Genomic DNA, 9,946 nt, shown 5'->3' with positions numbered 1-9,946 from the left:
GTGCCCTCGCCCAGTCCGAGGTGCAGTTCGAGCGACTGGTCGAGGTGCTCGATCCACCCCGCTCACCATCGCTGCACCCGTTCTTCCAGGTCGCGCTGTCGCTGAACAACTTCACTCCCGCCACGCTCGATGCCGAGACGTTGCGCTTCGAGATCACCCCCCGGCCCCTCGACATCGCGAAATGCGACCTGCATTTTCATTTCACCGAACGCCACGACACCGACGGTCAGCCCGCCGGCATCGCTGCCGAACTCGTGTACTCGACGGACCTGTTCGACGCCTCCACCATCCGGTCGTTCCTCGACAGTCTCCGCGCCGTCCTCGCGGAGATCACGCCCTGAACCCTGCACCGCCCGGGTCTGCCTCCCACTCCCTACCGGTGGGTTCCTCCGGCCTCAGCGCTTTCTCAGCGCGGCCCCGCGATACTGGCGTCGTGTCTACTGTCAGCGGCTTGCCCGCGCACGTGCTGTTCGTCCACTTCATCGTGGTCCTGGCTCCGCTGACGGCGATCCTGGTCATCGTGTGCGGTGTGTGGCCCGCCGCCCGGCGTCGGCTCGTCTGGCTCACTCTCGTCCTGGCCGCCGTGACCACCGTCGTGACTCCGCTGACCACCGACGCCGGCGAATGGCTCGAGAAGCACGTTGCTCGGTCGGCCGCCGTGCACGCCCACACCGAGCTGGGTGACACGATGATCTACTTCTCCGCCGCTCTCCTTGTGGTGGCCCTGGCGCTCACTGCGGTCCATCTGCGCGAGCGAAAGACGGACCCGTCCCGGCCGCTGTCGCTGATCGTCGCCGCCCTCGCGCTGGTCGTGGCCACAGGGACCATCGTTCAGGTCTACCGAATCGGCGAATCGGGTTCGCGGGCCGCGTGGAGCGACGTCATCACCACCACCGACGCCGCCCCGTAACGCCACCCGATAGCAACGGATGCGGCAGGGAGAGGCAGTCTGATGAGGGTGCTGGTCGTCGAGGACGAAGCGCGGTTGGCGAACATGGTTCGCCGCGGCCTCGAACTCGAGGGGTTCGTGGTGATCACCGCCGCTATCGGTGAGGACGGCCTCTGGCGCGCCACCGAGGACACCTTCGATGTGATCGTTCTCGACATCATGCTGCCGGGAATCAACGGATACGACATTGTCCGTCAACTTCGCGCCAAGCAAATCTGGACCCCGATCTTGATGCTGACCGCCAAGGACGGCGAGTACGACCAGGCCGACGCGTTCGATCTCGGCGCCGATGACTACCTCGTCAAACCGTTCTCGTTCGTGGTGCTCGTCGCACGCTTGCGCGCGCTGGCGCGGCGCGGCGCACCAGCGCGCCCGGTGTTACTCACCGCCGGTGATCTGAGCCTCGACCCGGCGCGGCGACGCGTCATGCGTGGCAACGAAGAGTTGGCCCTGACCCCTCGCGAATTCGGGGTCCTCGAATTCCTGTTGCGTAACCCGGACGCTGCCCTGACGAAGGGCGAAATTCTGCGCAACGTGTGGGACGCGCACTACGACGGCGACGAAAATATCGTCGAGGTGTACGTCGGGTATCTCCGCCGGAAGATCGACGCCCCCTTCGGCGCGCACACCATCGACACGGTCCGCGGCGTCGGATATCGGCTCACGACTCGGCCGGAGACACCGGACTCACCGGACTCACCGGAGTCACCGGTGTCACCGGAGTCACCGGAGTCACCGGAGTCACCGGAAGGGTGACCACGACCTGCACCCCGCCCTGCGCACTCTCACCGATCCGCACCGAACCTCGGTGGGCGGACACGATTTCCGCGACGATGGCCAAGCCGAGTCCGGAACCGCCGCGGTCGCGTTCACGGGCGTTGTCCAGTCGCACGAACCGTTCGAAGACCCGGGCCCGGTCAGCCTGCGGGATGCCCGGCCCGTCATCGGACACCGCGATCTGCGCGGTGTTCCCGCGCCGCGAGACCTCCACGTGCACCGTATGTGCCGCGAACCGGACGGCGTTGTCGATGAGGTTGCGCATCACACGCTCGAGTTGTGTGCGGTCGCCGCGGATCCGCACGGGAGCCAGTGAGGCGATGACCGTCTTGCCGGTCTCGCCGCGGGCGCGGTGGACCTCGGTGTCCACCACGTCGTCGAGGTCCACGTCACCGAGCCGCAGCGGCAAGCCGCGCTCGTCGGCGCGGGCAAGAAGCAGCAGATCGTCGACCAGCAGGTGCATCCGGGTGACCTCGGGCAGCAGCGTGTCCCGTACCAGTTCGCGGTCGAGTAGTTCTGGTCGGGCGTCGGCCAGTTCCAAGGCCATGGTGACGGTGGCCAGTGGGCTGCGCAGCTCGTGTGATGCGTCGCCGACGAATCGGCGTTGCGCCGTGTGGCCGGCCTCGAGTCGGGTGAGCATGTCATTCATGGTCCGCGCCAGCGCCGCGATCTCGTCCCGGGGCGCTGGCACCGGAATCCGTTCACCGAGGTCGGTACTCGAAATCGTGGCGACCTGGGTGCGGATTTGTTCGACCGACCGCAGGGAGCGCCGAACCAGTTTGTAGGTCACCACCGCGGCGACGAGGGCGATGACCGGACCGCCGAGGGCGAGCAGCCCACCCACCGTGGCGAGGGTGGCTTCCACCGGTTCCTCGCTCGCTCCGACCAGGACGGTGTACTCGCCTCCGACGCCGCGGGCGCCCTGCACGGTGATCCGCAGATCCGCACCGGGTTCGGCCCGCCCGATCAGTCCCGGCACCGGCGGACCACCGGCAGGTGGCCGCACATCGGTCGCCGGAGTGCCGGGGTCGGTGTCCGATGTCCGCACCACCTGTCCGGCCCGGTCGACGACCTGAACGAGCGTGATGCGTTGAGTGGTGTCGAGGAGCTGACTGTCGAGGTCAGCGGGTGGGTCCGACCGCAGGCTGGCGGTGATGTCCTGGGCTCGGGCGGTCGCGGCGTCGTCGAGGGCGGAGAGCAGGGACCGGTCCAGTACGAACAGCAACGCCGCCGCCCCGAGCCCCAGGGCGATGGTCACGACCGCACCGGCGACCAGTGCGGATCGGATCGCCAGCCCCCACACCGACGGTCTGAGCCACTCGGGTACGGATCTCATCCGGCCATCATCCGCCATCCGATCCTCTGGGACGCCAACGACAACCGCCGCAGCGGCGGTACACCAGACGGGTCCGCGCTCCTCTCAGCGTCAACACAGCGGCGTCGGCAGACACTGACGGTGTGGGAACACCGCAACGCCGGAGTTGGACACGGTTGTGCGAGCGGACCATGCGGACGGCGCTGGTGGGGGCATGGCCGCGCTCGCCGTCCTGTGGTCCGACCCGGCGGTAGCCGACCCGGTGCCGGATTCGACGATCCGCTACGTCGCCATGGGCGATTCCCGAGCCGCGGGCCCCTACCTGGCGCCGATCTCGCTGCACGCCGGTTGCTTCCGGTCGATCGAGGGATATCCGGGGGTTGTGGCCCGGGCGCTGCACGCCGACTCCTTCACCAATGTGTCCTGTTCGGGCGCGACAACCGAGAGTCTCACCACCGCGTCCCAATCCACCGCCACCGGTGCGGTACCACCGCAGATCGATGCCCTGCGACCTGACACCACGCTCGTCACAGTCAGTATCGGCGGCAACGACATCGCGTGGCAGTCCCTGGTGGCACCGTGTTACACCACCGTCCCAGCCGCCGACGCGCACTGTCGCACCGACCCGGAGACCATCCGTAGCATGAATTCCGCACTCGCCGCGCTGGAGCCGAAGGTGTCCGCGGCACTGGCCGCGATCGAGCAACGGGCGCCGACGGCCCGGGTGCTGCTCGTCGGTCACGGCGGGATCTTCGGAGCCCACGGTTGCTGGCCGAACATTCCCACCAGCGACGCCGATGCAGCCTGGATCTCGGGCTTCTTCGTGAGGATGAATCAGGTTCTCACTGCCGCGGCCACTGCCACCGGCGCCCGGTTCGGGGACGTTGCGACCGCCGCCATCGGACACGATGCCTGCGCCGGACCCGATCAGCGATGGTTCGAAGGCCTGCTCCCACAGTCTTTCGCCCAGTCGTTGCACCCCACCACCACCGGAATGCGGACGATCGCCGCCCTCGTCCTGACCGCCTCGGGTGTGTCCCCCGAGTACGCAGGCCATTGAGCTGTGGCTCGCGTTGTCACCTCATCTCGTGCTGTCACCTCCCGCTCCCCGATCCGGCCGGCCCACCGAGATCGACCGCCGATCGAGGCGGGTTCTCAGAGGTGGATTCTCATTCCGGCAGGTTCTCCAATCCGTGCGGAGCGACCCGCAGACACCAGTTTCCGGGCGGCCCTAGGACGAGGTCGGTGGGGAACGAGGTGGTCGGGAATGTCGTTGTGACCGTCGAGGTTCATCGGGTGAATGGTGCGCCGGGACAGGCGCACTGGCCCGGATCGCCGGTGGGCGTCGGGATGCTGTCCGGTTGGAGGTCCGCACCCTGTCCTCGACGCCGGGCCCGCAGACCGTTGATCACCAGCGGCAGAATCGACACCAGCACGACGGCGATCAGAATCACCTCGATGTGACCGCGTACGAACGCAATCCCGCCGAGCAGATAGCCCAGGACCGGAACCCCGACTCCCCAGGCAATGCCGCCGATGACGTTGTAGACGGCGAAGGTGCGGTACGGCATCCCGGACGCGCCGGCCATCACTGGTGCGATCGTGCGGGCGACGGGAACGAAACGGGCCAACAGGATCGTGCGCGGCCCGTAGCGGTCGAAGAACCGCCGCGACTGCTCGAGTTGTTTCGGGCCTATCCGCTTGGCGCCGGGCCGATGAAACACCGCGTCCCCGGCCCGCCGGCCGATCAGAAACCCGAGTTGGTCACCGACGATCGCCGCGGCCGGGATGGTGAGCAGCAGCACCCACAACGGTGCGAACGGATGCGGCTGGGCGGCGAAGACACCGGCCGTGAACAGCAACGAATCCCCCGGCAGGAAGAAGCCGACGAGCAGACCGGTTTCGATGACCACGGCACCGAGGACGCCGAGCAACCCCAGGGTGCCCAGCAACGTCGGCGCGTCCAGTAAGCCCAGTCCCAGTGCCACATTCATGCCGCATATCCCATCGTCGTCGGGTCGCTGCGACCCGAGTGCGTGTAGTTCTCGTCCAGACTCGCAGCCACCCGGGCGCGGGTCCGGTCCATCCAGGTCGTGTAGAGCGCCCCGCCGATCACCGCGGCGAGACCACCGAGGAGAACACCGCCGACCACGTCGGTCAGCCAGTGTTCACCGAGGTACAGGCGCGTCACCGACACCACCACGGTCGCCGCCGCAGCCAGCACCAGCAACAGGACACGACGGGCCGGCGGCAGCGCGTACCCGAACATGACGGCGGCCATCGTCAACAGAGCCATCGCCCCGGTGGCATGCCCGGACGGAAACGAATGGTCCGTCTCGAGCAACACCTGGGACACGATCGGGGGGCGAGCGCGACCGACAACAGATTTCGTCACGGTGGAGGCCAGTGCCGCGGCACCGACGGTCCCGATGAGAACCACCGCCGGGATCGGTGAGCGGGCCCGCCGGGAGCACACCGCGCCGATCACGACCGCGGCGATGATGGTGCCCGCCGGTCCGCCGGCATCGGTCACCGCGATGGCCGGCCCGGTCACCCAATCCGACCGGTGCCCGGTGAACCAACCCAGGACCGCCGGATCCGCACCGGTCAACCAGCCCCCGGTCCTGACCTGATAGGCCAGCGCGACGAACACCGCCGCCAATCCGGTGCACTGCACGGCGATCGCCGCCGCGGCCGGACCCCGGCGATCACCCTGTAGGCTCCGCCAGACCGACGCACCCAGGAACAGCGCCGCACCCCCGACCAACACGACCAGCACGAGCGTCGCGGCTCCGCTCTGATGTAGGTCCGCAACCACCTCGTGGGCCCGCCCGAGCAGATTGGTCTGGACCGGTGCATCGTGGGCCGTCGCCAATGACACCGGGGGTTGTACTGCTTCTCTCACACCCGCAGTATCAGTGTCCGCCGCTGTGGAGCCGCTGAGAGCGGGACGACGATCACACCCGGCCAGCCCGGGAGCGTGAATTTTCGGCACGAGCAAGCGCTCGGCCCCCGGGGCGTTCCTCAGCCGCAACCCGACACCGATGGTGTTGCGAACGCAGAGAAACCTTCCGTCCCTGCAGGGACGGGCCGGGCAGGAAGTGTGACTGCGGGTCCGTCACCGCCGCGGTCTGCCGCCCGAGGATGCCGGTACCTCGTTCGCAGCTCTCAGCCAATCCTCAGCGTGGCAGACGTACCGTCGGAACGGGTTGTCCTGATGACGGATGCCCTTATGACGGATACGGAGTCACCATGGTCAATCCAGCATCCGAACCTGCACCGGACGATCGGCCCACCCGAAGCGGGCCCACCGCCGACACAACCGCGGTCCCCTCGGTCAGGACGAGACCCACCAGCAACGCCGGCTGGGCGGTGGCCTCATTGCTGTTCTTCTGGCCGCTGGCGTTCTCGACCTTCCACCACGCATTCGAGGTCTACCCCAGATGGGTGGACGGTGATATCGACGGCGCCGAATACGCCTCCCGCCGAGTACGCAAGCTCGGGCAACTGTCGCTGTGGATCTTCGGCGCCTTGCTGCTGCTGGCGATCGTCCTCTACACGATCGCCGTAATTGTTCTGATCGCGCACGGCGGCGACGGAGGCGACTGGCACCACCACATGCGCGACTGACCCCGGGAAACAGTTCTCTGCGGTGACCGATGAACCGGCGCACACTCCCCGAGCCGAGGGAGCGAGGGTGCCCACGCTCCCCCGACAACACCCGAGCAGAACACAGAAAGCCCGTCTGCGCTACCCGCTCTCAGCGATTCCACAGCACCTGCGCACCAGACTGGAAGGGTGTCCGGCACTGTGCCCCTCGTTCAGGAGATGGTCACCGAGGTCATGACCGAGACCGCGACGATGGAGATCGCTCTTCCGGTCCTCGGGATCGCCCTGGCGGTGTTCGTCGCCGGTATGGTCGTCACCGGGTCCGGGCAGGCGAGCGGGTTGCGCACCGCGGCGTTGGCCCTGGCGCTGGGCATTGTCTGTATTCACATCCGCGACGGTGGTTGGCTGACCGGTGCCGACCGCCCCATCACCTCCGTGCTGGCAGCCCACCACAGTGCAGGACTCGATCACCTTGCGACCGTGGGCATCGCGCTCGGCGCCCCCGCGGGCGCGATCGCCGCGGCCGCAGCGGCCGGGATCGTCCTGATCCGGCGCGGTTGGCCGGTGCCGGTCGCGTCGATCATGCTGGGTGCAGTGATGGCCGCCGTGTTCGCAGGCGCCGCCCTCGGCACCGTGCTCGGGCCGGGCCAGGCAGTTGCCGGGGTGTGGCAGCCGGGCGACACCGGGAACGCGGTGCTGGCGAACCTCGCCGGGACCGCCACGGTACTGGGTATGGCGGCGGTGATCGCCGGTATCGGCCGCCGCCGCACCCGCCGGACGCTGCTGGCCGCCGCCGCGGTGATCGGCGTCGTCGCTCTCGCCGGTGCACGTCTGTATGCCGGAATGCCCCTGACCGGGGTGGCGGCGGGAGTGCTGGTCGCGGCGATCTGTCTGACGGTGGGGCAGGCACTGCTGGCGATGTTCGCGTCCCGGGTGCCACCCGGCCCTCTCGGAGCGGTATCCGAGCCTGGGTTCGTGCCGGCGCCTGGATGATCCACCGGAAGGGGGGCGCTCGCGGCCCTCGGCCCGAGTTGCGGCAACCGACTGTGGACAGGTGATGATGGTGCCATGCCGATCGTCGGTCGGCTCGCGAGATTTTCGAGCCGATGATGGCCTCCGGGTCCGCCGGGCGGTGTCAGGATGCCGGAGGTGAGACATGAGGTTCTCCGCTCTCGCGACACCGGGGTGGCTGATGTTCGCCGCCGTCGTCGGCGCGCTGTCGATCGGCTACCTATGGATACTGCGTCTGCGGCACAAATACACTCTGCGGTTCACCAACCTCGAACTCCTCGAGACCGTCGCCCCGACCCGGCCCCGATGGTCGCGGCACATCCCACCAGCATTGCTGCTGGTGGGACTGCTGCTGCTGACCGTCGCCCTGGCCGGACCCGTGGCGCAGACCAGAGTTCCGCGCAACCGCGCCACCGTGATCCTCGCGATCGACGTGTCACTGTCGATGCGCGCAACCGACGTGCCACCCTCTCGGCTGGCCGCAGCCCAGGCCGGCGCCAAAACGTTCGCGGACAACCTCACCCCCGGCATCAACCTCGGACTGGAGGCGTTCGCGGGGACGGCGTCGATGCTGGTCTCACCAGTCACCGATCACACCGCGACCGACAACGCCCTCGACCATCTGCAACTCGCCGAACGGACCGCGACCGGGGAAGCGATCTTCACCGCCCTCCAGGCAATCGACACCCTCGCCAGCGTACTGGGCGGAGGCAGCACCCCGCCGCCCGCCCGGATCGTCCTCGAATCCGACGGCAAACAGACCGTGCCCGCCGACCTGAACGACCCGCGCGGCGCGTTCACCGCGGCCCGCCTCGCGAGACAGCAAGGCGTCCCCATCTCCACCATCTCCTTCGGCACCACTGCCGGTGCGATCGACCTCAACGGCAGCCACATCCCCGTCCCCGTCGACGACGACTCTCTGCGACGGATCGCGGAGTTGTCCGGTGGCTCGGCCTTCACCGCGACCAGCGCGGACGAACTGCAAGCCAGCTACCAGAATCTGCAACAGCAGATCGGCTACGAAACCCACCTCGGCGACGCCAGCCGACCATGGCTGATCCTCGGATCCATCCTGATCGCAGTGGCTGCCGGCACCGCACTCGTTCTCCACCAACGCCTACCCTGAACACGCGGACCGCTGCGATGCACTCCCACGGCACCGTGGTCGGCGACCGGATAACAGGGCACTGCAGTGTCGAAACGGCACTCCACTCGGCGTGCGGCGCGCGGCGAACCATCCGGATTCACGAGACCGCCCTCATTCTCCGGACACGGCGGACCGCCTCGACCGGGGACCACGTGCCCTTGCGTGAGCGGACCAGCGGATAGCATCCCAGACCGAGAAGTGCCGCGGTGAAGTGCCCGACCGCCGTGAAGTTCAGGTCTATGAAAAGCGGGACGGCGAAGAACGCCAGCACAGCTGAGACGTAGAGGTAACGCCAGGGCGGGGCAATGCGGTACGTCAGCACCGCGATCACCCCGGCCAGTGCGTAACTGACCCCATAGTCGAGGGTGTCGACCGCCGACGCGGGGGTGTGGCCGTGGCGAATGGCCCAGTACAACGCGCCCTCGCTGATATAGGTCGCGCCGACGTGCGCGATCACCACCACGCACAACCACCGCAGTGTCCCCAGCCAACGCTCCGCCGGGACGTGGAAGATGTTGAACGAAATGAAGTAGGTGATCCATCCGCCGCCGGCGAGCCAGAAGGCACTCGAGATCAATACCCGAACGGGATCCTCGGCAAGATGATGCAGGTTGGTCGAACGATCACCCAGCACCACGTTCAGGACATCCGGGGGCAGGTGCCTCATCACCACCGATGTCACCAGCAGTATCGCCAGCCAGATGTAGGTCCCGGGTGCCCGCCGAACGTATGCCCACGCTGACCGCGGAAGGGATCGCAGGCGTGAGGAGATGGCGACGTCCATCGACTCAGTGTGCACCGGATCGCCCTGGGGCCGCTGAACCGGAGTGATAGCCCTGTGTGTCGGTCACGCGTCAGACCCAGGGCGCATCTGATGGCGGGCGGCCCGCGTCGTATGCGTTGCTCGACCGCGGCGGTGAGACCGGGATCGTGCCCGTGGTGCCCGAGTCCGCCGTCTCGGAGGCCGCAGCGATCATCACGTCCGACGCATCGGCGGGCAGCATCTCGGGTGTCCTCGCCGGCTGGATCACCAACTTCGGCATCAGTAGCGCGTAGAGGGCGATCCCCACCTCCGCCACCCGGGTTAGCGCGGATTTCCGTGTAGTTGATTAGGGGCAACCCGTTTTCGGGCCGAAGT

General features: G+C 67.9%; 12 protein-coding genes. 8 read left to right on the top strand and 4 right to left on the bottom strand.

The window, feature by feature from the left end; translation table 11 throughout:
- From P3H15_RS51500 to P3H15_RS51490, 3 genes are all read left to right on the top strand, one after another.
- Positions 1 to 341, top strand: a 341-nt coding sequence (locus P3H15_RS51500; RefSeq protein ID WP_276144410.1) for a condensation domain-containing protein, incomplete at its 5' end; no start/stop codon positions are given.
- 92 nt (positions 342 to 433) lie between these two features.
- Positions 434 to 910, top strand: coding sequence for a DUF2231 domain-containing protein (locus P3H15_RS51495; RefSeq protein ID WP_276144409.1), 477 nt, complete (start codon positions 434 to 436; stop codon positions 908 to 910).
- 42 nt (positions 911 to 952) lie between these two features.
- Positions 953 to 1,705, top strand: coding sequence for a response regulator transcription factor (locus P3H15_RS51490; protein ID WP_276144408.1), 753 nt, complete (start codon positions 953 to 955; stop codon positions 1,703 to 1,705).
- On the opposite strand, the gene P3H15_RS51485 is transcribed toward P3H15_RS51490, so the two are convergent.
- Positions 1,611 to 3,062, bottom strand: coding sequence for a cell wall metabolism sensor histidine kinase WalK (locus P3H15_RS51485; protein WP_276144407.1), 1,452 nt, complete (start codon positions 3,060 to 3,062; stop codon positions 1,611 to 1,613). The genes P3H15_RS51490 and P3H15_RS51485 overlap by 95 nt on opposite strands.
- A 193-nt stretch (positions 3,063 to 3,255) precedes the next feature.
- Here P3H15_RS51485 and P3H15_RS51480 point away from each other — a divergent pair, with 193 nt between their 5' ends.
- The gene (locus P3H15_RS51480) at positions 3,256 to 4,101 is read left to right on the top strand and encodes an SGNH/GDSL hydrolase family protein (protein WP_276144406.1); all 846 of its coding nucleotides are present in this window, start codon (positions 3,256 to 3,258) and stop codon (positions 4,099 to 4,101) included.
- A 229-nt stretch (positions 4,102 to 4,330) separates the two neighbouring features.
- Here P3H15_RS51480 and P3H15_RS51475 read toward each other — a convergent pair whose 3' ends face one another.
- Positions 4,331 to 5,035, bottom strand: a complete 705-nt coding sequence (locus P3H15_RS51475) for a DedA family protein (RefSeq protein ID WP_276144405.1) — start codon at positions 5,033 to 5,035, stop codon at positions 4,331 to 4,333.
- Positions 5,032 to 5,946, bottom strand: coding sequence for a phosphatase PAP2 family protein (locus tag P3H15_RS51470; protein ID WP_276144404.1), 915 nt, complete (start codon positions 5,944 to 5,946; stop codon positions 5,032 to 5,034). The genes P3H15_RS51475 and P3H15_RS51470 overlap by 4 nt, the downstream gene beginning before the upstream one ends.
- Positions 5,947 to 6,293: 347 nt before the next feature.
- On the opposite strand from P3H15_RS51470, the gene P3H15_RS51465 reads away from it, so the two are divergent.
- The 3 genes from P3H15_RS51465 (at position 6,294) to P3H15_RS51455 (ending at position 8,787) form a co-directional block, all read left to right on the top strand.
- Positions 6,294 to 6,671: a CD225/dispanin family protein gene (locus P3H15_RS51465; protein ID WP_276144403.1), complete on the top strand. Its 378-nt coding sequence runs from the start codon at positions 6,294 to 6,296 to the stop codon at positions 6,669 to 6,671.
- A gap of 168 nt (positions 6,672 to 6,839) precedes the next feature.
- The gene (locus tag P3H15_RS51460; protein WP_276144402.1) at positions 6,840 to 7,643 is read left to right on the top strand and encodes a hypothetical protein; all 804 of its coding nucleotides are present in this window, start codon (positions 6,840 to 6,842) and stop codon (positions 7,641 to 7,643) included.
- Positions 7,644 to 7,806: 163 nt separating this feature from the next.
- Positions 7,807 to 8,787 carry a VWA domain-containing protein gene (locus P3H15_RS51455; RefSeq protein WP_276144401.1) on the top strand — a complete coding sequence of 327 codons (981 nt, stop codon included), beginning with the start codon at positions 7,807 to 7,809 and terminating at the stop codon, positions 8,785 to 8,787.
- Between the two features lie 118 nt (positions 8,788 to 8,905).
- Here the strand turns inward: P3H15_RS51455 and P3H15_RS51450 are convergent, their stop codons facing one another.
- On the bottom strand, positions 8,906 to 9,592 hold the full coding sequence (locus tag P3H15_RS51450) for a rhomboid-like protein (protein WP_276144400.1): 687 nt from the start codon (positions 9,590 to 9,592) through the stop codon (positions 8,906 to 8,908).
- Positions 9,593 to 9,648: 56 nt separating this feature from the next.
- Between P3H15_RS51450 and P3H15_RS51445 the strand changes: the two genes are divergently transcribed.
- On the top strand, positions 9,649 to 9,864 hold the full coding sequence (locus P3H15_RS51445) for a hypothetical protein (RefSeq protein WP_276144399.1): 216 nt from the start codon (positions 9,649 to 9,651) through the stop codon (positions 9,862 to 9,864).
- Positions 9,865 to 9,946 lie beyond the last annotated feature (82 nt).

The organism is Rhodococcus sp. T2V (assembly GCF_029269925.1).
In the GTDB taxonomy this organism is placed as follows: domain Bacteria; phylum Actinomycetota; class Actinomycetes; order Mycobacteriales; family Mycobacteriaceae; genus Rhodococcus_F; species Rhodococcus_F koreensis.
The sequence above is the reverse complement of the archived record's forward strand: the minus strand, read 5'-3'. Positions and strand labels throughout refer to the sequence as shown.

Excerpts from the sequence above, each read along its gene's own strand:
- P3H15_RS51490 (WP_276144408.1), top strand. The coding sequence starts at position 953 with ATGAGGGTGCTGGTCGTCGAGGACGAAGCGCGGTTGGCGAACATGGTT.
- P3H15_RS51485 (WP_276144407.1), bottom strand. The coding sequence starts at position 3,062 with ATGAGATCCGTACCCGAGTGGCTCAGACCGTCGGTGTGGGGGCTGGCG.
- P3H15_RS51480 (WP_276144406.1), top strand. The coding sequence starts at position 3,256 with ATGGCCGCGCTCGCCGTCCTGTGGTCCGACCCGGCGGTAGCCGACCCG.
- P3H15_RS51475 (WP_276144405.1), bottom strand. The coding sequence starts at position 5,035 with ATGAATGTGGCACTGGGACTGGGCTTACTGGACGCGCCGACGTTGCTG.
- P3H15_RS51465 (WP_276144403.1), top strand. The coding sequence starts at position 6,294 with ATGGTCAATCCAGCATCCGAACCTGCACCGGACGATCGGCCCACCCGA.
- P3H15_RS51455 (WP_276144401.1), top strand. The coding sequence starts at position 7,807 with ATGAGGTTCTCCGCTCTCGCGACACCGGGGTGGCTGATGTTCGCCGCC.
- P3H15_RS51450 (WP_276144400.1), bottom strand. The coding sequence starts at position 9,592 with ATGGACGTCGCCATCTCCTCACGCCTGCGATCCCTTCCGCGGTCAGCG.